Source organism: Telluria sp. BA11 (assembly GCF_056680305.1).
Map to the genome: position 1 here is coordinate 1528813 of NZ_CM155275.1, position 21913 is coordinate 1550725.

Annotated in this window: 19 protein-coding genes, 2 tRNA genes and 1 pseudogene; 11 read left to right on the forward strand and 11 right to left on the reverse strand. The window is 60.1% G+C overall.

Annotated elements, in window-relative coordinates:
• The first annotated feature begins 64 nt into the window (after nucleotides 1-64).
• A tRNA-Lys gene (locus AC1MGT_RS06715) sits at nucleotides 65-140 on the forward strand.
• A 255-nt stretch (nucleotides 141-395) separates the two neighbouring features.
• Here AC1MGT_RS06715 and AC1MGT_RS06720 read toward each other — a convergent pair.
• Nucleotides 396-1483 (reverse strand): IS3 family transposase gene (locus AC1MGT_RS06720; protein WP_499504257.1). Its coding sequence is split into 2 segments (ribosomal slippage): nucleotides 396-1231 and nucleotides 1231-1483, totalling 1089 coding nucleotides; the frame shifts between segments, so codons are not numbered across the junction.
• A 31-nt stretch (nucleotides 1484-1514) separates the two neighbouring features.
• On the opposite strand from AC1MGT_RS06720, the gene AC1MGT_RS06725 reads away from it, so the two are divergent.
• The 3 genes from AC1MGT_RS06725 (at nucleotide 1515) to AC1MGT_RS06735 (ending at nucleotide 4330) form a co-directional block, all read left to right on the forward strand.
• A protein-coding gene (locus AC1MGT_RS06725) for an IS3 family transposase (protein ID WP_499500736.1) occupies nucleotides 1515-2692 on the forward strand; the annotation gives its coding sequence in 2 pieces (ribosomal slippage) (nucleotides 1515-1782 and nucleotides 1782-2692; 1179 coding nt in all).
• Nucleotides 2693-2811: 119 nt separating this feature from the next.
• Nucleotides 2812-3405 (forward strand): hypothetical protein, encoded by a 594-nt coding sequence (locus AC1MGT_RS06730; protein ID WP_499503530.1) that lies wholly within the window; start codon nucleotides 2812-2814, stop codon nucleotides 3403-3405.
• A gap of 1 nt (nucleotide 3406) precedes the next feature.
• Nucleotides 3407-4330, forward strand: coding sequence for an SEC-C metal-binding domain-containing protein (locus tag AC1MGT_RS06735; protein ID WP_499503531.1), 924 nt, complete (start codon nucleotides 3407-3409; stop codon nucleotides 4328-4330).
• Nucleotides 4331-4973: 643 nt separating this feature from the next.
• Here AC1MGT_RS06735 and AC1MGT_RS06740 read toward each other — a convergent pair.
• The 3 genes and pseudogenes from AC1MGT_RS06740 to AC1MGT_RS06750 all read right to left on the reverse strand — a co-directional run.
• Nucleotides 4974-6527 (reverse strand): hypothetical protein, encoded by a 1554-nt coding sequence (locus AC1MGT_RS06740; RefSeq protein ID WP_499503532.1) that lies wholly within the window; start codon nucleotides 6525-6527, stop codon nucleotides 4974-4976.
• Nucleotides 6524-7054, reverse strand: a complete 531-nt coding sequence (locus AC1MGT_RS06745) for a hypothetical protein (RefSeq protein ID WP_499503534.1) — start codon at nucleotides 7052-7054, stop codon at nucleotides 6524-6526. Before AC1MGT_RS06745 ends, AC1MGT_RS06740 begins: the two co-directional genes overlap by 4 nt.
• 322 nt (nucleotides 7055-7376) lie before the next feature.
• Nucleotides 7377-7853: pseudogene (locus AC1MGT_RS06750) on the reverse strand (integrase core domain-containing protein); the annotation flags it as partial.
• Between the two features lie 540 nt (nucleotides 7854-8393).
• Between AC1MGT_RS06750 and AC1MGT_RS06755 the strand changes: the two are divergent.
• From AC1MGT_RS06755 to AC1MGT_RS06775, 5 genes are all read left to right on the forward strand, one after another.
• Nucleotides 8394-9233, forward strand: a complete 840-nt coding sequence (locus tag AC1MGT_RS06755; RefSeq protein WP_499503535.1) for a PEP-CTERM sorting domain-containing protein — start codon at nucleotides 8394-8396, stop codon at nucleotides 9231-9233.
• A gap of 193 nt (nucleotides 9234-9426) precedes the next feature.
• Nucleotides 9427-10023 (forward strand): hypothetical protein, encoded by a 597-nt coding sequence (locus AC1MGT_RS06760; protein ID WP_499503536.1) that lies wholly within the window; start codon nucleotides 9427-9429, stop codon nucleotides 10021-10023.
• Between the two features lie 51 nt (nucleotides 10024-10074).
• Nucleotides 10075-10150: transfer RNA gene (locus tag AC1MGT_RS06765), tRNA-Lys, on the forward strand.
• Between the two features lie 69 nt (nucleotides 10151-10219).
• Nucleotides 10220-10828 carry an IMPACT family protein gene (locus tag AC1MGT_RS06770; protein ID WP_499503537.1) on the forward strand — a complete coding sequence of 203 codons (609 nt, stop codon included), beginning with the start codon at nucleotides 10220-10222 and terminating at the stop codon, nucleotides 10826-10828.
• 142 nt (nucleotides 10829-10970) lie between these two features.
• Nucleotides 10971-12191 (forward strand): MFS transporter, encoded by a 1221-nt coding sequence (locus AC1MGT_RS06775; protein ID WP_499503538.1) that lies wholly within the window; start codon nucleotides 10971-10973, stop codon nucleotides 12189-12191.
• A gap of 13 nt (nucleotides 12192-12204) precedes the next feature.
• On the opposite strand, the gene AC1MGT_RS06780 is transcribed toward AC1MGT_RS06775, so the two are convergent.
• From AC1MGT_RS06780 to AC1MGT_RS06810, 7 genes are all read right to left on the reverse strand, one after another.
• Nucleotides 12205-13116 carry a choice-of-anchor A family protein gene (locus AC1MGT_RS06780; protein WP_499503539.1) on the reverse strand — a complete coding sequence of 304 codons (912 nt, stop codon included), beginning with the start codon at nucleotides 13114-13116 and terminating at the stop codon, nucleotides 12205-12207.
• A 111-nt stretch (nucleotides 13117-13227) separates the two neighbouring features.
• Nucleotides 13228-14067 (reverse strand): HDOD domain-containing protein, encoded by an 840-nt coding sequence (locus AC1MGT_RS06785; RefSeq protein WP_332532504.1) that lies wholly within the window; start codon nucleotides 14065-14067, stop codon nucleotides 13228-13230.
• A 192-nt stretch (nucleotides 14068-14259) separates the two neighbouring features.
• A complete protein-coding gene (locus AC1MGT_RS06790) occupies nucleotides 14260-14667 on the reverse strand; it encodes a cell envelope biogenesis protein TolA (RefSeq protein WP_332532505.1) in 408 nt (135 codons plus the stop codon).
• Between the two features lie 88 nt (nucleotides 14668-14755).
• On the reverse strand, nucleotides 14756-16378 hold the full coding sequence (locus AC1MGT_RS06795) for a methyl-accepting chemotaxis protein (protein WP_499503540.1): 1623 nt from the start codon (nucleotides 16376-16378) through the stop codon (nucleotides 14756-14758).
• Between the two features lie 173 nt (nucleotides 16379-16551).
• Nucleotides 16552-17994 (reverse strand): efflux transporter outer membrane subunit, encoded by a 1443-nt coding sequence (locus tag AC1MGT_RS06800; protein ID WP_499503541.1) that lies wholly within the window; start codon nucleotides 17992-17994, stop codon nucleotides 16552-16554.
• A gap of 27 nt (nucleotides 17995-18021) precedes the next feature.
• The gene (locus AC1MGT_RS06805) at nucleotides 18022-19638 is read right to left on the reverse strand and encodes a DHA2 family efflux MFS transporter permease subunit (protein ID WP_499503542.1); all 1617 of its coding nucleotides are present in this window, start codon (nucleotides 19636-19638) and stop codon (nucleotides 18022-18024) included.
• Between the two features lie 7 nt (nucleotides 19639-19645).
• Entirely contained in the window at nucleotides 19646-20785 is a 1140-nt protein-coding gene (locus AC1MGT_RS06810; RefSeq protein WP_499503543.1) for an HlyD family secretion protein, read from the reverse strand.
• A 114-nt stretch (nucleotides 20786-20899) separates the two neighbouring features.
• Here AC1MGT_RS06810 and AC1MGT_RS06815 point away from each other — a divergent pair, with 114 nt between their 5' ends.
• Complete coding sequence (locus AC1MGT_RS06815; RefSeq protein WP_499503544.1) at nucleotides 20900-21547, forward strand: TetR/AcrR family transcriptional regulator; 648 nt, start codon at nucleotides 20900-20902, stop codon at nucleotides 21545-21547.
• A 136-nt stretch (nucleotides 21548-21683) separates the two neighbouring features.
• Nucleotides 21684-21869 carry a hypothetical protein gene (locus tag AC1MGT_RS06820; RefSeq protein WP_183555857.1) on the forward strand — a complete coding sequence of 62 codons (186 nt, stop codon included), beginning with the start codon at nucleotides 21684-21686 and terminating at the stop codon, nucleotides 21867-21869.
• The last annotated feature ends 44 nt before the right edge of the window (nucleotides 21870-21913 follow it).

Consider the following 21913-nt stretch of genomic DNA (forward strand, 5'->3'; position numbering starts at 1 on the left):
TCGCAGAAATTTATGCGAGAGGCCTAGCGCGATGCCGGATCGCCCGCTATAATGCTGCCTCCTTGGGTCGTTAGCTCAGCTGGTAGAGCAGCGGACTTTTAATCCGTTGGTCGCAGGTTCGAATCCCGCACGGCCTACCAAGAATTATCGAGAAGCCCACGAATTTCGGTTCGTGGGCTTTTTTGTTTCTGGTCGCTCTCTGGTCGCACCGGAACACTACCGGCCACCGTCCCCACCCTATCATTTCCCGCTACGTACGCAGATATTTCCGACGAGTGCAAAGGGAGGACTTGAAATAGTCGCTCTATCCCTTAATATAGTTGCAAACTTTGCCGAATCGAAATTTCCCCGAAGGGGGTAATCCCCCCATTTTTAGAGCACGCTAAAAGTAGAGGTTAAGCGGCGAGCGCCAATTTCTGTTTTGGCGTAATACCGCCGAGCGCCATGTTAGGCCGGTCGTGATTGTAGGTCCACAACCAGTTGGTGGCAAATTCCTGAACTTCATCGAGCGTTTCAAACAGGTGATGGGCAAGCCAATCATAGCGAACCGTCCTGTTGTAGCGCTCGACGTAAGCGTTTTGCTGGGGCTGGCCAGGCTGAATGAAATCGATGCGGATACCGTGCCTGGCAGCCCAGGCTAGCGTCACCGCGCTGATGTATTCGGGACCGTTATCGCAGCGGATGGCGTCCGGTTTGCCACGCCATTCGATGATCCGGTCGAGCGATCGAATCACCCGTTCAGATGGCAGCGAGAAATCGACTTCGATCCCGAGGCCTTCGCGGTTGTAGTCGTCGATGACGTTGAACAGCCGGATACTGCGTCCATCGGCAAGCTGGTCATGCATGAAGTCCATCGACCAGCACTGATTGATCGCCGTCGGCACCGCCAACGGCAGCGGCTTCTCGCGTACCAGCCGATGGCGCGGCTTGATGCGCAGGTTCAGCTCGAGCTCGCGGTAAATCCTGTAGACGCGCTTGTGGTTCCATTTGAAGCCCTTCACGTTGCGCAGGTACAGGAAGCACAGTCCAAAGCCCCAGTTGCGCTGGTTATTTGTCAGCCGTACCAGCCAGTCCGCGATCACGCCGTTCTCGGCATCGAGCTTGGCCTTGTAGCGATAGCAGGTCTGACTGATGTGAAATGCCTGGCATGCCAGGCCTATCGTGGCTGACCGGTTCGCCACGGCCCACTGCGCCATCTCCCGCCGCTGAGATGGCGCTACCACTTTTTTGTGAGTGCCTCCGCAACGATCTCGGCCTTGAGGCGCTCCTCGGCATACATCTTCTTGAGGCGCCGGTTCTCGTCCTCGAGCTCCTTCATGCGCGCCATGAGCGACGCGTCCATGCCGCCGAACTTGGACCGCCACTTGTAGAACGTGGCGTTGCTGATGCCGTGCTCGCGGCACAGCTCAGGGACCGGGCTGCCGCCTTCGGCTTGCTTGAGGATGGCGATGTGTAGTGGTCTAATGTCTCCGGACACCTCGATAGGTGGATAATTCACCTTCGAAGGAGTTTACATGACCAGGCAGCGCCGCAATTTTGACCCTAGCTTCAAGCTTGAGGTCGTTCGAATGATCACAGAACAAGGCCTCAGCATTTCGCACGTCAGCCAGACGATGGACATTGGCGTTACCGCGATCCGTCGCTGGATGGAACAGTACGAGGCCGAGCAACAAGGCCAGCCAGGCATTGGCAAACCGTTGACGGCTGAGCAGCAGCGAATCCGTCAGTTGGAGCAGGAAAACCGTCAACTTCGTAGTGATGTGGACGTCTTAAAAAAGGCATCGGCCTTCTTTGCCCGCGAGCTCAAATGAGCTATCGGCTCATCGATGAGCTGCAAACGAAGGCCGTACCTGTCGCACAAACCTGTCGTCTCCTTGGTGTTAGCCGGGCTGGATTTTACGAAGCCAAGCGTCGTGCAACTGCGCCGATGTTTTGCAAAGCGAGCGTGCATTTGCGTGCCGCGTTCATGAGCAGCGGCCAAAGTTACGGCAGCCGTCGGCTTGTCACGGCACTGGCCAACAGAGGCCTGCAGGTCGGGCGTTACAAGGTGCGCCGCCTGATGCAACAGGCCTGCCTGAAGCCAGTCTGGAAGCGCAAATTCGTACACACAACCGACAGTAAGCATGCCCTGCCGGTTGCGCCGAACGTCCTTGCCCGACAGTTCAACCCGGCAGCGCCGAATCAGGCTTATGCCTCGGATATCACGTACATCCGTACTGGCGCAGGCTGGCTCTACTTGGCTGTCGTGCTCGACCTGTTCTCGCGCAGAGTCGTGGGCTGGGCAATGGCGCCGAGCATGCCAGCTGCCTTGGTTTGCGATGCCTTGCGTATGGCGATCCAAGCTCGGCGACCAGCGGCCGGACTGGTCGTCCACTCCGACCGCGGCAGCCAATATGCAAGCGACCAGTACCAAGCGTTGTTGACCGAGCATGGCTTCGTTTGCAGCATGAGCCGCAAAGGCAACTGCTGGGATAACGCCGTCGCTGAACGCTTCTTCTTAAATTTAAAGATGGAGCGTGTCTGGCAGCGCAATTATGCGAACCAAGCCGAAGCCAAGCTTGATGTGGCCAACTACATCGTCGGCTTCTACAACTGCGAGCGCTTGCATTCTGTATTGGGCAATCTGCCGCCCAGCGTCTATGAACGCGCAATGGCAGAGAAAGAACTTATCGTTGTGTCCGAAATTACTTGACCACTACAATGATCTGGCTGTCGGTAAAACGGGACGTCTTCATGTAGAGCTTTCTGTTCTTAAGTAGAAAATTCTACTTCTAAACGCGCTCTTTCTGTGGGGGGATTACCAGGGTACCTATGGATATCCAAATCGAAGTCAACGAGACCGTTCAGGACCGCTTTTTCTGGCTGGGTCAGGGTCTTGCACATAACAATCTTGCAGAAGTCTCAAGTGCAGATTTACTCATCGTTCCCCTGAAAGATTTCCGCGAAGGAATTCCGTTCGCGTTCCACCAAGACACAGCCTCGCTTGCCCGTTTCCTCGCAAAAAAGATGGCCGGGCAAGCGAAAGTCGAAGTGCTGGCCGATGACGAGGAATACCTGGAACTCGCATTACATGGTGCAAGTTTTAGATTCTGTACGATTTTTGTAAGCGTCGCGTTAGCACCATTACTAATAAATCTACTTTCCAGCTACATCTATGATGAGCTCAAGGCGAAGCCTTCTGACACAATCGAAATGAGCGTCGTTATCGAGGATCACCAATGCCGCTCAATGCACATAGGATTCAAAGGTGACGCGAAGGACTTCAATTCAGTCGTGGATAAAGTTAGCGAACTATCCCACGAATGCATGACTGCGAAGCCTGCAGCTGATTCGAATACGCAATCAAGTGCCAGGAAGTCCCCTGCTGAGATCGAGCTCCAAGATACCGCAGACGATGGGGCATAATATGGCGGCTGACGATAACGTTCCGCAAGAATTCCGCCACCATGCGCGGCCCCTTCTCCTGAATGGGTTATTAGCGGCCAGCGAGGCCATCCAACGGCTCGAACGCCCAGAAACCCCATCCGCCGACGCCCGCTCGCCTGACCTCCTTATACAGATAGCCTCCGCAAAGGCCGCAGCGGTGTCCGCGGGTGATCAGGACGAAGCGAAGCTGTGCTGGCAAGCAGAAGCCATAGCGCGCGCTCAGCTTAGCTTCGAGGACTCGTTCGAGCTCATGAAAAATGAGAGATTTTACGAAGCATGGTGCGAGTTAGAGCAGTGTGAGATTATCGTGGCGTCGATAAAAAGGCACTACACGCCGAGCCCAGACGATCTCCAACGGATAGGCTACATCGAAACGATGGTGGCTAGGTGGCAGTCAATTTACCCATATGCGATCTTTTTTAGCCCCGAATTTCTCAAGAAGCGTGTTGAATGTAGTACTTGTGGCGCCAAGGTATCGCTACGAAATCCTTGCGGACATGAGAAGGGGGAAATCTACGACGGAGAACAGTGCTATCACCGCGTTGTAGAGCTTAAATTGCTCTCCATTTCTGCGGTAGAGAATCCGGTACAGAAATATTCTGTGGCGTTCCTTTCGTCCGAAGATGGCTCAGGGCATCGCGACCACTATGACTACTCCATCGTCAAGTTTGCGGTAGACCGGCTGATTTCTCCCTACCACGGCTGGCACAAAGAGATTCAGACGCGGACGGTACCCATCGAAGCACTAGCTCATCTGCTGCCATCAGCTACATGTCCTTGCGGATCAGGTACTGGATTCGGAGAGTGCTGTGCCTCCAAACAGGAAGTCATCACCCCACATTTGCAGTTCGTTTTCTATGTACAGCCGCCAGAAGGACTGCCTCCGGAGCAGTTGAACTTCTAGCGACAACAGGACCCCAATGTGCCGTCGGCAAATTGGAGGTTCTCTTCTTCGCTACCGCTCTAGCGCATCACGCTCTTTTGCCGCGTCAATTTGATCCTGACTCCATAGCCCATAAATATAGTCAGATACATCAAAGTGCTGGAGTTTAAGTAGCAAATCTTGCTCATTCGCGATTGCAGCGGCAAGCCATAAATCTGTAGTTGCCCAAGAGCGTAAATCTTCCGCGCTGCCAACCCGGTTAAATCCGTCCAAGAGTGTGCAGGGCGTGCAGACGCAGATCTCCCCGCTCCACGCAACGCCCCAAGCAAAGCGCCTTGGACCAGAAATGGACCAGCCCCCCATCCCCGCGTCGAGAGAGTCCGCACCTGAATGCGCGAGGCGCGGCAGCACGCATCAACGAAGCAAACCGCCCCTTACTCGCAGATCCACGGATTCGAACTTCCCGGGACACCAAACACACCACCATTAACCAACCAACGAGACCGCTATAGGAGCGCAAACAATGAACAAACAATTCCGCTTCAAGAAAAAGCTGATTGATGGGATTTCCGTCCATCCGGAAGAGGCAAAGTCAAAAGAGAGTGAATACTCCGACACCGAAGTGGCGGGCCTCCGCGTAAGCGCCCCCACTTCACGCTGGCATTCATGCGCGCTTGCGCCCCATTGCGACAAACGGCAATTCAACTCGCGTTAGCGTCGAGCGCTGCCGTGACACGCGCTCGCTTATTTGAATCATGGTTGCGCCAGGGATGGACGAAGGATCAACGCCAAACCGTACAACCACCTTGTCTGCATCAATCGACCTATTTGCCGACTTCGACGCCGGCCTGCCTAGTCCGAGCGTCCAAGCGGCTTTATATCCCTTGGCCTTTCGGCGCCTATCGACGCAGCGTTTAACATCGACACCAAAGGACAGCTTAAAGCGCATGTACGGCGTCGACCGGCCTGGTTTAACGCTCAAACATTGCTCCAACAAATAGATCACGAACCGATTGAGCAAATAGGCTTTATCAAAGTGCTGCCCACGGACGATGTGGAGCACCTGTCCAGTGCCGGGACGCAAGGTCTTGCGGACCTGTCGCACCACCGCTAGGTTACACGCAAGACGCGCCGCTGCTCGCTTGCATGCAGCATCGGCCATTGCCAAACCTGAACTGTCGCGAGACCACGATCCGTGCTGTCGCAGCTGCCGGTCAATGCTCAGCAGCGCAGGTAGCTCATCCTGCAGAGCGCCCCGCACTGCCGGTGCGGATTCGATGTCCCGTATTAGCGAGAGTGGGTGATCATGGCGGGTGAGAATCCGCAAGGTGTCTTGGATAGCACCATCCCCTCCTCCGAGTACCACGATACGCCCTTTGGTCACTGCAGGCGATTTCAGATCATCGTCGGCCCAAAACGATGGTGACGCTGGTTGAAGAGCACCGGGCACGCGCACGACTTCCGTCCCCATGCCTGCAGCGATAATGACGTAGTCGGGCGCAAACGGCTGCGCCGGCATCGCCGCCAAACCGTTCCAGGGCACGGCTCCGGCCCCCATCGATCCCAACAGCACCTTTTCGCTTTGATAGGCGCCATGCTCGTCCTCGATCGCACGGACCGCTTCACGCTGCGCAAAATCCTTGACGAAGCTGCCAATCTGTCTCGGTCCCACATTGACGTAGAACGCCGGGATTGGTAACGGCGGATTAAATTTCAGCGCTGTCGCTATCCAGTTTTGTACCGATTGCGTCAGTTGTTCCGCCAACTCGTCGGCGCTGATGGGATGCTCTGCCTCCCAAGACAAGGGCGATCGGCCATAGCCACCCCAAGCCGCAGTGTCATGGCTTGGGTAGGACTGATTGCCGTGAAACGCACTTGGCCACTCGTACATGTACGGGCCAACGAAACGCCCTTTTACGTTGCGGAACAAGCTAAATGGCTGATCCTTCGTGTCCACAATGCGCACCTTGTCGAAACCAGCTTCGCATGCAGCAAGTGCGGCCGTCATTCCCGCAGCGCCCATGCCGACAATGAGCAGCGATCTGGACTCCGGATGAGCTTGTTTCAAGTCCGTTATCAGTTGCTGAGCGCGTACGAGTTGATCGCGGATGCTGACATTGAACTGACGACTGGAAAGATCGAAAACGTTCGATGCAACCTTATGTGCCAGAAGGCTCAAACAGTCGATCTCCTCAATACGTTTCTCACTTCCGCTCATGGGGCCCCCGGTCCATTAAACATGCCATCGACGAGATTGGTGAACTCCTGATTTGGCAGTGCAAATAAATAAGGATGGCCAAGTACCTCGCGAACGCCTCCGCCAGATGTTCCACCATCTCCTGCGCCGTTGCCATCGCTGCCGCCACCGCCGCCGTCACTGCCGCCCCGGCCTTCTCCGCCTCCCGGACCGTTCCGCCCGTCCTCGGGAAACCTTTCGTTCAGGGCGGAATGATTGACCACACCCCACGTGGCTGCCAGACCGTCGACATCCCCCTCCGGCGCATCAATATTTTGGGCCAACCCGAGCAGAGACATTGCGCGCAGGTGGCGGGCTATTACGCCGATTCTGTCATGCAAGAGAGCTTTACGGAACTCAATATAAAACCTGTAGTCCTCTACGCTATGCCAGTAGGGCCATTTATTGGTCAGTTCGCGGTCGAGCAACACCAGCGAAAATGCTCGATGCGGGCGCCTTGCCAACGTCAGCAAAATAATACCGATGAAGGAGGAGTGGATACCATCCATTGTTCAATTCCTTTAAGACCGAAAACACGCAGAATGCAGCGGACATATCGCAAGCTGTTCGATGTCGAGCGATGCCAGCGTCCGCGCCCATCGATGCACCGCCGGCCCCTCCATTCGAATGTTAATCCAGTAACGTAGCGACCAATCAGACACTCCCGGCCAACAGGATGTTCGACCTTGTCGCTTGCTAAATTAACTATGCGAAACGCTCACAGTATTGCATACCGTGAATTGCAACAGAAGCATTTATTCGCTCGTAAATCGGCCGGAGAAACCGGCTCGAATTGATCACGCAGGCAAACGGACGTCTCTGGTTGATACTTTAGCTGTCAAAACACGCTTGGTTGTAGACACGTTTTATGAATAATTCCGGCTTTTTGTCCTGCCGTTCCTTGGGTGCCTGGATCGGCATTTTATGATCGAGCGCGCGCTGCCGTATGTTGTTGTTGTAGAGTTTTAGGTGGTTGCGCAGCGTCGATACAAGCTCGGCAGAGGAGCCGAATCGTGTTTGGCCGACGGTGTTGCTGATGCGGCCGTTGAAGCGCTCGACCATGCGATTCGTCTGTGGGTGGCATGGCGGAATGAAGCGGTGTTCAATGGCGAGGTCCTTGCGCAGCACGTCGAACACATGCTTGCCGGCAGGGGAGCGGTTGCCGGTCACCGGATGTTTCTGCTTGCTCGTGAAGCGGCCTCTAAACTGGGTGCCGTTGCCGGTGAGCAGGTTGATTATGTGGATCGAGCAGGCGTTTTTCACCTTAATCAGGAAGGCGGTACTGCTGCTGTCAGACGCCGCGCCGTATCGTCGGGCAGCTGCCATCCAGACACCACAAACAGCATCGAAGCCGGCGTCTGGTCGCCCTCTGGTCGTGGCCAGATACATGAAGGTCAAGAGGCATCCATCGCCGTCAAGGTCGAGAAGAACGGAATCGGAAGAGAAATTCGCAATGATTCAACTGCGGCAAGGAAGTCCCTACTGCAATGGATTCGGTAGCGCCAGGAATGCACTAGACAATAGAGGATGATCTAGGAACTTTTAATCCGTTGGTCGCAGGTTCGAATCCCGCACGGCCTACCAAGATACATAAGAAGCCCACGAATTCACGTTTGTGGGCTTTTTGCTGTCTGCGCTGCGGAGATTAGCGATCTGCTCCGGATTAGCCGCCCCTTTTTTTCGACTTTCCTTACAACGCGTATTGACGCACATCCTAATTAGGCTAACCATTAGGCATAAATCATTGATTACGTGATTTATTTTGCCTGTTAAAGGCACAGGTGCGGTTATTGCTACAGCTCTCTCACAGCCCATTCGAGGCCTCGTAAAACATACTGAGAGAGACATATGACTAAACTGCACACACTTATCGCTGCCGCAACCTTACTGGGCAGTGCAAATTCCTTTGCTGCCGACATCACCGTACTACCTTCCGACCTGAACGGCGGCGGCTTGAACCAGTGGAACTTGTCGAACTACCGTGGCACGTCGAATGGCTACACATCGACCACCAGCGCAGGCATCACAACGAACAATCCGCGTAACGGCAACGGCTCGGTCGAGATGTCGCTGACAAACAGTACTGGCAAAGCCGACTATGCTTATACCTGGGGCTTCGACAGCACGCGCACGTTGGGCAGCCTGACCTCAATGAGCTACGACTGGTATCGCAGCAGCGCGAGCAGCGCTGGCGGCGTAATGCCGGCCTTTCGCCTGCTCTACGATGCGGACGGCAGCGCTATGACATCGGCAGACCAGGGCTACCTGATTTTCGAGCAGGTGTACAACCCGAACGTTGCTTCGGTCGTCAGCGACCAATGGGTCAATAGTGATCTGATGACAGCGAATCTGTGGCAGCGCCAGTTCTCGCCGGGATTCACTGTGGAGTCTTACGGCGTAACGCTGGCAGACTGGGCATCTGGCAGCAATCAACCTACCAATGCCGACCGACTTGGTGCTGGCACTGCCATTCTGGGGATTGAATTCGGTATCGGCTCTGGCTGGAATGGCACGTTCAGAGGCTTTGTCGACAACGTCAGCTTCGGCTTCAACAGTAACGTGACAACGTTTAATTTCGAGGTGGTGCAGGCTGCAGAAGTACCGGAACCAGATAGCGTCGCACTGCTCGCCCTGGGCCTGACTGGTCTTCTGGCCGCGCGTCGCCGCCGATTGATCACGTCCTCGTGATCGGAACGCTGGCTGCCAGTCTGCGCTAGTCGATGCTTCACGAAGGCGTGATGAGTGATCGTGACGCCTTTGTGAACGATGTTGTATCGAGCGTCCGCTGATGTCTCAAGTACCCGACAACACGCTTCTCACGAACATAACCCGCTTTACATTTGGTGCTAAAGTCTCGCATCTTTACAACCACCGCTCCCCCGTGAAAGCCATAACAAAACTCTTCGAACTCGGTTACGTGTTCATCGTCATCCTGTTCTTCGCCTGCGGCATCGGCCTCGTCGTGCTGGCTGGCGTCGAAATCTGGTCTGCCCTCAGTCCTTCCGCCGATACCGTTGCCCGCGAACGCTTCGACCTCATTCTTGAATGCATTGGCATGCTGACCATCGCCGTTGCCGCGCTCGGTCTTGGCCAGACCGTGCTGGAAGAAGAAATCCAGCGCGAAGCCAACATCAGCTCGCCTACCCGCGTGCGTCGCTTCCTGTCGCGCTTCCTGATCGTGGTCGTCGTGTCCCTGTCGGTCGAGTGCCTGATCGGTGTGTTCCAGTTCGTCCATGGCAGCCCGGAATACTTGCCGCACGCTGCGTCGATTGGTGTTGCTGCTGCCGCCCTGCTTGCCACCTGGGGCCTGTTCGTCCGAATGAACGTCAGCGCCGAAGAACTTGAGCCGCACGCCATGCACGATGTGCAGGCTGAAGACAAGGTCATCGAAGGCGAAGATGTCTCGGAAGAAGGCGAACAACACGCCGAAGAACAAGGCGACGAGTACCACGCTGACATAGACAAAAAGAAAGAATGAGCGGAAGCACTTGGTAAATCTGCCAAGTGCCGCTATAATCTCGTCTTCTTCGGGTCGTTAGCTCAGCTGGTAGAGCAGCGGACTTTTAATCCGTTGGTCGCAGGTTCGAATCCCGCACGGCCTACCAAAGATTCAACGACAACGCCAACCTTCGGGTTGGCGTTGTCGTTTTCGTTGTCCTTTTACTGCGCGCCCCATGCCCCAGACCATTGCCAGCGCCGTCCACCACGAACTGATCATCAAGAAAAGCCGCTTCATCGCGTGCGTGCAGCCGATGGCTGACCGTGCTGGCGCGCAGCAGGTCGTGGCGGCGCTGCGCGCGCAGCATCCTGGTGCGGCGCATGTTTGCTGGGCCCTGCTGGCCGGCGGCCAGTCGGCGGCGGTCGATGATGGCGAGCCGAGTGGCACTGCCGGGCGGCCGATGTTCGATGTGCTGCGCCACCAGGATCTCGATGGCGTGCTGGCCACGGTGGTGCGCTACTTCGGCGGCGTCAAGCTTGGCGCGGGCGGCCTCGTGCGGGCCTATACCGACAGCGTCGCGCAGGCGCTGCTCGGCGCGCCGAAGATTCCGATCATCAAGCTGCGCCAGCTGCGCTGCAGCGCGCCGTATGCGATGGAAGGAATGCTCCGGCGCGAGCTCGATGCGGCCGGCGCCACGCTCGATGAGGTAGCGCATGGCGACGACGTGCAGTTCACGTTCAGCCTGCCGGCAAGCGACGCCGCCGGCATCCGCGCGCGACTGGGCGACGTGGGCCATGGCCGCATTGTGTGGCCGCCGGACGACGACGAACCACTGCCCGCCTGAGCCGGCCCATTCGGGCGCCCTATACCTGTCATCACGACTCGTGAGCGGACGTTTAGTCGTGCAGCCGGTATAGTGGCAGACCCGGCCGCAAATTCCTCCGACGGCAGGGATCATTTTCCACCGCAGTACAACCACCTCCCCTGTGATCAAGAAAAGCCTACTCCCCCTCGCCCTTGGCGGCTTCGGCATTGGCATGACCGAATTCGTCATGATGGGCATCCTGCCCGATATCGCCCGTGGTCTGCAGATCACGATCCCGCAAGCCGGCTACCTCATCACCGCCTACGCGCTCGGTGTCGTGGTCGGCGCGCCGACCCTCGTCACGATTGTCGCCGGCCGTCCGCCGCGCACCGTGCTGATCTGGTTCATGCTGATGTTTGCCGTGTTCAACGCGATGTCGGCGTTCGCGCCGAACTTCGAGACGATGATGGCGTCGCGCTTCCTGGCCGGCTTGCCGCATGGCGCTTTCTTTGGCGTGGGCGCGGTCGTCGCCAGCCGCCTGGCCGAGCCGGGCAAGACGGCGGCGGCGATGGCCATGATGTTTACCGGCCTGACGCTGGCCAATGTGCTGGGCGTGCCGCTCGGCACCTGGATCGGCCATGCGTTCGACTGGCGCATGGTGTTCCTGATCGTCGCGGTCATTGGCTTGCTGACCATGTGGAGCCTGTACCAGTGGGTGCCGCCGATCGCGCCAGGCAAACGTACGGGCCTGATGCAAGACCTGCGCATCTTCCGGCACCTGGATCTGTGGCTAGCCCTGGGCATCGTGTCGATCGGCACTGGCGGCTTCTTCGCGTGGTTCAGCTATATCGCGCCGCTGCTGACCGACGTCACGGGCTTCAGCACGGGTGCGCTGCCGCTGATCATGACGGCGGTTGGTGTGGGCATGACGGTCGGCGTGCAGTTTGGCGGCTATCTGGCCGACAAGTTCCATCCGCTGCCAGCCCTGCTGATCCTGATGGTCTCGATGGTGGTACTGCTGCTGTGCAATGGCCTGATGGCCGAGTCGAAGATTGCGATGGTGGTGCTGGCGTTCCTGACTGGCGCCAATGCGCTGGCCATTGGTCCGCCGGTGCAGGTGCTCCTGATCGAGCATTCGCGCGAAGCCGAGATGCTGGGCTCGTCGCTGGGCCAGGCGGGTTTTAATGTCGGCAATGCGCTGGGCGCCTTGCTGGGCGGGATTCCGCTGACGCTTGGCTTTGCCTACACGGCGCCGCAGTGGGTCGCGGCAGCGATGGCATTATGCGGCGTGGTCTTGACGGCGTTGATGCTGACGCGTCGCCGCTGGAAGGCACGCGAATTGGCCCGGACGGTCGAGCGCATGCTGGGCGAAGCGCAGCCGGCGACCTCGCCGCCAGCGTAACGGCCAGGTCGATTCAGGCGCAGGCTTCACGCAGGCGGCGCCTGCGCGAAGCGCCAACGCCGACGACACCTGCGGCGCCGGCCAGCATCAACGCCAGCGTGCCCGGCTCGGGCACATCGGTCGGCGGCACGTCCTTGACGAGCTCGAAGCCCGCGACCTCGACCGATTTGAAGTAATGGTTCGAGTTCACCTGGACGCTCGAGTTCCACGTATTGGCAATGACCTGGCCATTGATCACGCCCCAGCCATTTTCAACTGTGGCATACGGCGCCAGCACGCTCCCGATGATGCCCTTGACGTTGATCGATTCGGCTTCATAGAAGTTAAACAGCACGTTGTAGCCGCTCAATGGGTCAAAGCCGATATTGCCACCATTGAACCCGCCCTGCTTGCCGCTGATATTGAAAATCAGCGTCTGACCTGCACTCAGGCCAGTCAGCATCCAGTTATTGCCGCCGTTGAAAAAGTCGGCATTCACGTTGAACACGTCGACGCCACCCTTGCCGCTGCCGGTGACCTTGTTGGCACTGTACTCGCGTGTGATCGTGCCGGTGGATGCGAGCATGCTCAGGCCGCTGGCAATATCCCTGAACTGCTGGGCTGCAGCGACAAAGTCGACAGGGCTGATGGTGGTAGCAGGCGTCTGCGCCGCGTTGTTCAGCGTGGTCGTTCCGCCGGCATAGGTCTTGCCATTGCTGATCGCGCCATTTTGCAGGAACAGATTGCCGCCCGCGGCCACCGCGTAGCCACCATACGCAGCCTTGCCGTTCTGGTTGACCGCGTAATTGGCGATCGAGACATTGCCACCCGAAACGATGGCGCCTTCAACATCGCTTGAATTGGCCGTAAAACTGCCCGCGGTGAAAACGTTTGCGCCGCCCATGACCGAACCGATATCGAGCACACCCGCGTGTGCACCGGTCATTGCCAGTAACGCCGTCAGACATACGCCAAGCTTGATCACGATAGTTCCATGTGGGAATTGGTAATGATCAATAGTATCACTTCCAACATTGTATTTACACAGAAAATCAGATCACACCAACGAGATGCCACCCATTGCTCGAGCGGTCTCGGCCGCTTCTTCCAGGATCTCGGCCAGCGTGGTTTCATCGAACACAAAGTCGATTGCGTTTTCACCATGTGGCGGCAATGGCTCGCGCCGGCTATCGAGCGGCGATGGCACCGGTGCATATTGATTGGCCATCAGCAGCGTGTCGAGCAGCGTGCCGGGCGGCATATTGAGCCAGCCGCCGCGCATGTCGGCAATGGCGTCGGACACGGCCGGTGGAATCGACAGCTTCTTCATGACCTCGGCGCTGACTACATCCTCGCACAGCGCGCCCCAGTTGTCGGCATCGTCGTCGAGCAGGCCGGGAAATTCGTCGGCCCGTGCCAGCAGGTAAAAAGCGCCCACCTCGTGCACGATGCCGGCAAACAGAGCGGTGTCGGGATTGACGCCCGTCACGCGCCGCGCCAGCGAATAGGCGATCGCGGCCATGTGGGTCGTGTGCTCCCACAATTGTTCGGCCTTGGCACGCAGCTGCGGATCGTTGATACGGTTACCGAACTGGCGCACCACCAGGCTCGCGACCAGCGCCTGCAGGCGGCGGTAGCCGATGCGCGTCACGGCGGTGCGGACATTGGTCACGGGCACCGAGCCACCGCCGCCAAATGCGGCCGTGTTGGCCAGGGCGACCGTGCGCGCGGCCAGTTGTGGTTCGGCCAGCACCAGCCTGATGGCCTCATCGATATGGCAATCGGGATTGTCGAGCGCCTGCTGCAGGCGCAGCACGGCATTGACGCTGGTGGGGAACGTGATTTCGCCGCGGACAGCTTGCGCGGCGATATATCCAAAGGCTTCGAGTTTATTCACCGGGCGATTATAGCGCCCGCCATCTGCCCCATCGGGCGTGTCTGCGCCCGGCATGCCTGGCAGGTGCCAACTGTGGCGTCAAGACCACACGTACGCCGGATACAAAAACGCCGTCCGCAGAACTAGTCCGGGGACGACGTTTTCATGACAGGCGCCGACCGCAGTGAGGTGCGGCCAGGCGCGCATCAGGAATTACTTGGCCTTGTTGGCGTCGCGCGCTGCGTCGCGGGTCGACTTGGCTTGCATTTCGCACTTGTCTTCTGCATCGCCTTTCAGGGCGTCGCATTTTTCGTCAGCCAGGTCGTACTCGGCTTCGATGACGTTACCGCGGGCTTTCATCACGTTGTTGCCGGTGTTGTCGAACTTCACCGCTGCATCGTGCTCGGCCTTGGCACGCATCAGCTTGGCTTCATCTTCGCAGATGTCTTCTGCGTTGCCGCTCATGGCGTCGCACTTGTCTTTGGCGACTTTGTAGTCGGCCTTGGCCTTGTCCATGGCCGTTTTGTGCGCAGCCTTGTTGACGGTCTGGGCAGCTGCAGGTGCGATACCAACGGCGGCGAAGGCAGCGGCGGTGATCAAGGTGGCGATGAACGATTTCATGGTGAAGTCCCTTATTAGGTTGTTGGTGTAGCCATTAAACGCCATCCTCAACAACCGCTCTGTGCGACACCGTACACTTGCAAAAAAATCAATTAAGCAAATGCGGTTGATAGCCTGATGCTTTCTGTACGGCGTGTGCGCCGTCGTTCAGCCGGAAGATGCTCACCAGCTGCGCCAGGCGCTGCGATTCATCCTCGAGCGTGGCGGCCGAGCCGCTGGCCTGCTGCACCAGCGCCGCGTTCTGGCGTGTGGCTTCATCGATCTGTGCGATCGCGCCATTGACCTGCTCGATACCGGCATTCTGCTCGACGGTCGCATGGCTGATCTCGGCCATGATATCGGTGACGCGCCGCACACCCGTGACGATCTCGCCCATGGTCGCGCCGGCGCGGTCGACCAGCACGGCGCCCGCATCGACACGCTCGACCGAACTGCCGATCAACACCTTGATTTCCTTTGCTGCTGCGGCCGAGCGCTGGGCCAGGTTGCGCACCTCGGTGGCGACGACCGCAAAGCCACGGCCCTGCTCACCGGCGCGCGCCGCTTCGACGGCGGCATTGAGCGCCAGAATATTCGTCTGGAACGCGATGCCGTCGATGACGCCGATGATGTCCACGATCTTTTTCGACGATTCATTGATCGACGCCATCGTGTCGACCACTTGCGCGACGACCTCACCACCGCGCAGTGCCACGGCCGAGGCCGACTCGGCCAGGCTGTTGGCCTGGCGTGCATTCTCGGCGTTCTGGCGCACGATGCCGGTCAGTTGGGTGACCGACGTGGCGGTGGCGTGCAGCGTGCCGGTCTGGCGTTCGGTACGGTTGGACAGGTCGCGGTTGCCGTCGGCGATTTCGGTGGAGACGGCGCTGATTGCCAGCGTGCCGTTGCGCACCTGCGAGACGATGCGCACCAGGCTGTCGCGCATGCCCTGCATCGCAAACAGCAGGCTTGTATTGTCGCCCGGACGGGTGACGATCGCCACGCCCAGGTCGCCACCGGCAATCGCCGAGGCGATCGACGCCGCGTAATCCGGCTGGCCGCCCAGTTGACGGAGCAGGCCACGGGCCGTGTACCAGGCTGCCAGCGAACCGGCGGCAATCGCGCCCAGGCACAGCAGCGCCATCCAGCCAACGAATCCCTTGGCCATCGCGCGTGCATCGGCGGCCGCTTCGTTATTCAGTTTTTCTTCCAGGTCGATCAGGCGGTTGATGCTGGCGAGCCAACCGGTAAACGCCGGTGCGGCCGATTGCGACAGCAGCGCGGCTGCCTCGGCACCCTGGCCGGCGGCGTGCAGCGCGACCACGCGCTCGATCAGCGGCTTGGTGAGGTTTTCCTGCGCCTTGATGGCGGCCAGCGCGTCCTTCTCTTCGGGGAGCATGTCGGTGCGCTCGGCGAACAGGGCGTCCAGCGGGCCGGCCGAACGCGCGTAGTTGTCGTCCAGCGTCTTGATCAGCGCGATGGAGGTCGCGGCGCCAGCCGGGTCCGCCGCCAGCACCACGTCACGCAAGGCGATCGCGCGGTCATGCACGCTGCCGCGGAAATTGATCGCATAGCGCTGTTTGACGCTGTTGACGTCATTGATGTAATTCAGGACATTTTCGATGCGCCCCACGCGGCTCGCGCCCAGCGCAACCAGGACAATCATCAGCAAAAAGACAACGCCATAGCCGAAAGCCAGCCGGGCGCCGATCGTGAGGTTCTTGTTTTTCATGGGGAGATCGAGATAAGTGGGTCGCAAAGAAAACTGTCTGTTTTCTTTCAGCGAGCGCAAATATATCACCCGATATTGCCCATTGGAATCAAATCTGAATCGTGTGCACCTCGTGTGCACCATTACGCAACACCTGCCCGTGGTTGGTCGTGACAACCACGGGTCGGCACGTCTCAGCGCACGGTAGCCAGTGCCGCGCCCTGCTCCCAGCCACCGCCCAGCGCACGTGCCACCGCCACCGTTGCCAGCAGGCGCTGGGTGCGGATCTGCGCTGCGGCGCGGTCGGCGGCCAGCGTGCTGCGCTGGGCATCGGTCACGTCCAGATAGGTCGAGACGCCGCGGTCATAGCGCGCCTGCGCCACCAGCAGTGCGCGCGCCGCCGCCTGCTGCGACTGCGCCTGCACATCGCCCTGCTTGTGGCGCTGCTCGACGTCCGACAGCGCATCTTCCACTTCGCGCAGCGCCGTCAGCAGGCGCGTGTCGTGATTCGCGCGTGCCTCGTTGTAGCGCGCCTGCGCCAGCGCCAGGTTGGCGCGGTTGCGGCCACCGTCGAAGATCGGCAGCGACAGGGCCAGCGGCCCGGCCGAAAATTGGCGTGCACCACCGCTGGTCAGATCGTTCAGGCTTTGCGACGCATAGCCGAAATTGCCCGTCAGCGACAGCGCCGGATAGAACGCGCCCTCGGCCACGCCGATCTGCGCATTGGCCGCCTTCAGCTGCGCCACGCTGGCCGCAAGATCAGGGCGCTGGCCCACGAGGCTGGCCGGCAGGCCCACCGGGATCGCTGGTGGCTGCGGCAATGCGCCGGCCGCCGTCTCGGGCAGCAGCGGCGCAGTGGGCGAAGCGCCCACCAGCGTGGCCAGCGCGTGTTCGACCAGGTTGCGCTGGCGCTGGACTTCGTGCAGGTCGGCTTCGGCGTTGGCGCGCTCGATGCGGGTGCGCGACACATCCAGCTCGTTCGACAGCCCGGCATTGAAGCGCGCTTCGATCAGATCCTGCGATTCGCGCCGCGTGGCCAGCGCGTCGCGCAGGATCGCCAGCTCGGCGTCCAGCCCGCGCAACTGCCAGTAGTTCGACGCCACCTGGCCCGAGAGCATCAGCAGCACGCCGTCACGATCGATCTGCGCAGCCAGTGCCTGCGCGTCGCTGGCTTCGACGATGCGACGCACGCGGCCCCACAGGTCGAGCTCATACGAGAACGACGCAGCCACACTGTAGTTATTGCCTTCGATCGAGCGGCCACCGAGGGCCAGGCCCTGCGACGTCTCGCTCGACGTGCGGGCATTGGACAAGCCCGCGCCCACCGACACCGACGGCAACTGCCCTGCGCGCACGACGCCCAGTTGCGCCTGCGCCTGCAGCAGGCGCTGGGCTGCCGCTTCGACGCCCGGGTTGTCGCGCAAGGCACGCGTCTCCAGCGTATCGAGCGTTGCATCGCCAAACACCTGCCACCAGGTGGCCGGCAGGCGCGCGCCGTCCGTGCTGGCGTCGACATGGCGGAATGCCGCATCGGCGGGTGCCAGCGGCGCCTTGAAATCCGGGCCCAGTGTGGTGCAGCCGGCGAACAGGGTGCTGATGGCGATCGCGAGGACGCCGTTAAGTACAGGCTTGAACATGGTTTGTCTCTTCAATTGAATGCGGGTTCAGTGGCCACCGCCGCCGCCGCCGGGCGACTTGACCTTGTCGGCCATCCAGATCGCCGCGATGCAGCCGAGCAGGATCATGCCGATGATCCAGAAGCCGTCGTTGTAGGCCATCACATACGATTCACGCCGTACGAGGCGGTCGACCACGCCCAGCGCCTGGTTGGCCGCAGCCGCCGGGTCAATGCCCTTGGCGATGAAGGCCTGGGTCAGCATGTCGAGCCGCTCCTGCGTGGCCGGCGCATAGGTCGACACGGCCTCGCCCAGGCGCGCCGAGTGAAAGTGTTCGCGGTTGGTCAGCGTGGTGGCCAGCAGCGCGATGCCGACCGAGCCGCCAAGATTGCGCGTCATGTTGAACAGGCTCGAGGCCGAACCCATCTCGCGCGGCGGCAGGCCGGACATGGCAAAGTTCGACAGCGTCAGCATCACGAACGGCTGGCCGATCGCGCGCACGACCTGCGTCCACATCAACTGGTCGTAGCCGGTGGTCGCATCCATGTACGAATTCATGATGCACGAAATGCCAAACATGAACAGGCCGAAGCTGCACAGGATGCGATTGTCCACTTTCGAGGACAGCTTGGCCGCGAACGGCATCACCAGCAGTTGCGGCAGGCCGACCCAGGCGATCACTTCGCCGATCTGCATCGGCGTGTAGCCGGCGATCTGGCCCAGGTACAGCGGCAGCAGGTAGGCCGAGCCATACAGCCCCATGCCGATCACCGCCGACAGCGTGGTCGCCACCAGGAAGTTACGCTGGCCGTACAGCGCCAGGTTCACGAACGGATCGGGCCGCGTAAAGCTGAGCGCGATCCAGCCCAGGATGCCCGTCAGCGACAGCGCGGCGAAGGTCACGATGAAGCTCGAATCGAACCAGTCCTTCGAGTTGCCTTCTTCGAGGAAGATCGTCAGGCAGGCCAGGCCCATGGCCATCAGCCCGATGCCGAGCCAGTCGGCCTTGATCAGCGTGCGGACGTTGGACTTCTCCGAATCCATCCCCCACATCATGCCGGCGATGAGCAGCACGCCCGGCACCCAGTTGATGTAGAAGACCGACGGCCAGCCATACAGCTCGGTGAGATAGCCGCCCAGCGTCGGACCCATCGCCGGCGCCAGCGTTGCGGTCAGGCCGAAGATGGCCATGCCGGTTGCGCGCTTGGAGGGCGGCAGGCGCGTCATCACGAGCATCATCGCCATTGGAATCAGCGCGCCGCCGGTGAAGCCTTGCAGCATGCGAAACACGATCATGCTCTCGAGGCTCCAGGCCGCGCCGCACAGCGTCGAGAACACGAGGAACAGTGCGGTCGTGCCCATCATGTAGTTGCGCATGCCGAAGGCGCGGGTAAACAACGCCGTCATCGGGATCACGACGATCTCGGCGCACAGGTAGGCGGTGGAGATCCACGAGCCTTCTTCCTGCGTGGCCGACAGCGTGCCGAGGATGTCGCGCAGCGACGAATTGGTGATCTGGATGTCGAGCACCGCCATGAAGGCGCCCAGCATGCCGGCGGCGATCGCGACCCAGGTGCGCAGGTCCACCGCAGCGCCATTCGCGGGTGCGCCCGGCATGCCGCTGCCCATCGCGCCCGGCGGGGCTGATTTGCTCAAGCTGGTCATGGTGTGCTTAGCGCGCGGCTGCGGTCTGCGTCGGTTTCACGTCCTGGCCCAGCTCCACCTCGGCCACCACCGACATGCCCGGCACCAGGCGGCCCGCATACTTCTTGACGTCCTTCGGATCGAGCGTGATCTTGACCGGCACGCGCTGGACGATCTTGGTGAAGTTACCGGTCGCGTTATCGGCCGGCAGCAGTGCGAACTGGTTGCCCGACGCCGGCGAGAAGCTGTCCACGCGGCCGACCAGGTGATGATCAGGCAGCGCATCGACTTCGAGGCTCACGGCCTGGCCCGGCGCAAGGCCGCCCAGCTGCGTTTCCTTGAAGTTGGCGACCACCCAGACGTTGTCTTCGACCACGGCCAGCATTGCCTGGCCCGGCTGCACGCGCGCGCCGACTTCGACGCTGCGCCGGCCGATGCGGCCCGCCACCGGCGCCACGATGCTGTTGTAGGCCAGTTGCTGGCGCGCGTCTTTCAGCTGCGCCTGCAGCACCTTGATTTCGGCCTTGAGCACGTCGCGGCCCGCTTCAGCGGCGCCAATCTGTGCCTGCGCGGCGGCGGCGTTGTCGCGGCGCGCGGCCACGTCAGCCACGGCGCCGGCGCGCGCTGCGCTCGACGCATCGACTTCGGATTTCGACACGGCCTTCATCGTGTCGTTGTACAGCTGGCCGAAACGCTCGGCGTCCTGCCGTGCGCGCAGCAACTGGGCTTCGGCCTGGCGCACCTGGGCGCCGGCGGCGCTGGCCTGGGCGCGCACCTGCAGCAACTGGGCGTCGGACTGCTTGACCTGCTGCTCCATGCTGGCGATCTGCGCCTGGATCTGCTCGACGCGCACGGCCTGGTCGGCCGGATCGAGCAGCGCCAGCACATCGCCCGCCTTGACCATCTGGTTGTCTTCCACCAGCACTTTTGTCACCACGCCCGCCACGCGCGACGAGACCTGGTGCATGCGGCCGGTGACGTAGGCGTTTTCGGTTTCCACGAAATGGGAGCTGCGGTACCACATGCGGCCACCGGCACCGATGGCCAGTAGCGCAATCACACCGACGACGATCAGCACGCGCTTGTTGGGCGGCTTCTTGGCGGCGGGAGCGTCCGCCTTCGGTTGCGCTGCGCTCGCCTGCCGTGCCGTGATGTCGTTCTCTGCCATGGTGCTGCTCCGAAATGAAATGAAATGGATTCGTCGCATTATTCGCCATCAATACAACGAAGTCAAGAAATGAAACGGTTGCATTTCATTTTATTTTGCTCTAGAGTCCAGCGTATGAACACAGCACCGACCTGCACCAAATCCGCCGGGCGTCCCAAGGCAGCCGATATCGAAACGCGCAACCAGGAACTGATCGAGGCCGCCGGCCGCCTGTTCCTGAAAAACGGCTACACGCGCACCAGCCTGGAATCGATCGCGCGCGAAGCGCGGGTTGCCGTGCGCACCATCTATGTGAAGTTCGGCGGCAAGGCCGGCTTACTCAAGGCCGTGCTCGCCTCGCGGCGCGAGCGCCTGTTTGCCAAGCGCAATATGGACGTCGATCCGCGCCCGTTGCGCACGATCCTCGATGAATTCGCGCGCGATTTCTACGCCCTGCTGGTCGAGCCCGATGCCCTCGCACTGCAGCGCGTGGTGATCGCCGAGGCAGGCACCAATCCCGAACTGGCGGAAGCGTTTTATGAAGGCGGGCCGCGCATGACGCGCGAGATGCTGGCGCGCTTTTTCGCGCGGCCCGATATACGCCTGCAATTGCGCGATGACGTGCCGCCGGCCATCATCCTGACCCACCTGATCGGCTGTATCAACGGCGACCCGGTCGGGCGCTTCCTGTTTCCGGATGCCGAACCGTCGGGCGAGGAAGCACAACGCCAACTGGCGGCGCGGATGGAACTGTTCTATAGCAGCGTGCTCAAACCCGGCTGAGTTTTATGCATGTAGCCTCGTGGAAAGTTCAGTGTGCCATCGTACCGACTATTACGATTAAACTGTGTCATTATGTAAATGTTCACAACGGGTGTCGTGAATGCAAATAAGAGCGGTGTGACCGCGAGGAGAAAGTATGAGCAAGTCGTCCAGATATGAATGGCGTGATCAGGCAGCTGCCCTGCAAGAGCGTATGAAGAGTTTTATCGAAAATCCGGGCGATGACCAGCTGGAAGCAGTCATCGCCGACATGCGTACCTACGCAGCAGCCGCCAAGAATGGCGCAATCGATATTCCGGAGCGTTTCGTCAGCTTCGCCTGAAGCCTGCGATACGTCTCCATGCATGCCGTCCGGTACAAACCGGG

Excerpts from the sequence above, each read along its gene's own strand:
- AC1MGT_RS06730 (WP_499503530.1), top strand. The coding sequence starts at position 2,812 with ATGGATATCCAAATCGAAGTCAACGAGACCGTTCAGGACCGCTTTTTC.
- AC1MGT_RS06735 (WP_499503531.1), top strand. The coding sequence starts at position 3,407 with ATGGCGGCTGACGATAACGTTCCGCAAGAATTCCGCCACCATGCGCGG.
- AC1MGT_RS06740 (WP_499503532.1), bottom strand. The coding sequence starts at position 6,527 with ATGAGCGGAAGTGAGAAACGTATTGAGGAGATCGACTGTTTGAGCCTT.
- AC1MGT_RS06745 (WP_499503534.1), bottom strand. The coding sequence starts at position 7,054 with ATGGATGGTATCCACTCCTCCTTCATCGGTATTATTTTGCTGACGTTG.
- AC1MGT_RS06755 (WP_499503535.1), top strand. The coding sequence starts at position 8,394 with ATGACTAAACTGCACACACTTATCGCTGCCGCAACCTTACTGGGCAGT.
- AC1MGT_RS06770 (WP_499503537.1), top strand. The coding sequence starts at position 10,220 with ATGCCCCAGACCATTGCCAGCGCCGTCCACCACGAACTGATCATCAAG.
- AC1MGT_RS06780 (WP_499503539.1), bottom strand. The coding sequence starts at position 13,116 with ATGACCGGTGCACACGCGGGTGTGCTCGATATCGGTTCGGTCATGGGC.
- AC1MGT_RS06790 (WP_332532505.1), bottom strand. The coding sequence starts at position 14,667 with ATGAAATCGTTCATCGCCACCTTGATCACCGCCGCTGCCTTCGCCGCC.
- AC1MGT_RS06795 (WP_499503540.1), bottom strand. The coding sequence starts at position 16,378 with ATGAAAAACAAGAACCTCACGATCGGCGCCCGGCTGGCTTTCGGCTAT.
- AC1MGT_RS06800 (WP_499503541.1), bottom strand. The coding sequence starts at position 17,994 with ATGTTCAAGCCTGTACTTAACGGCGTCCTCGCGATCGCCATCAGCACC.
- AC1MGT_RS06805 (WP_499503542.1), bottom strand. The coding sequence starts at position 19,638 with ATGACCAGCTTGAGCAAATCAGCCCCGCCGGGCGCGATGGGCAGCGGC.
- AC1MGT_RS06810 (WP_499503543.1), bottom strand. The coding sequence starts at position 20,785 with ATGGCAGAGAACGACATCACGGCACGGCAGGCGAGCGCAGCGCAACCG.
- AC1MGT_RS06815 (WP_499503544.1), top strand. The coding sequence starts at position 20,900 with ATGAACACAGCACCGACCTGCACCAAATCCGCCGGGCGTCCCAAGGCA.
- AC1MGT_RS06820 (WP_183555857.1), top strand. The coding sequence starts at position 21,684 with ATGAGCAAGTCGTCCAGATATGAATGGCGTGATCAGGCAGCTGCCCTG.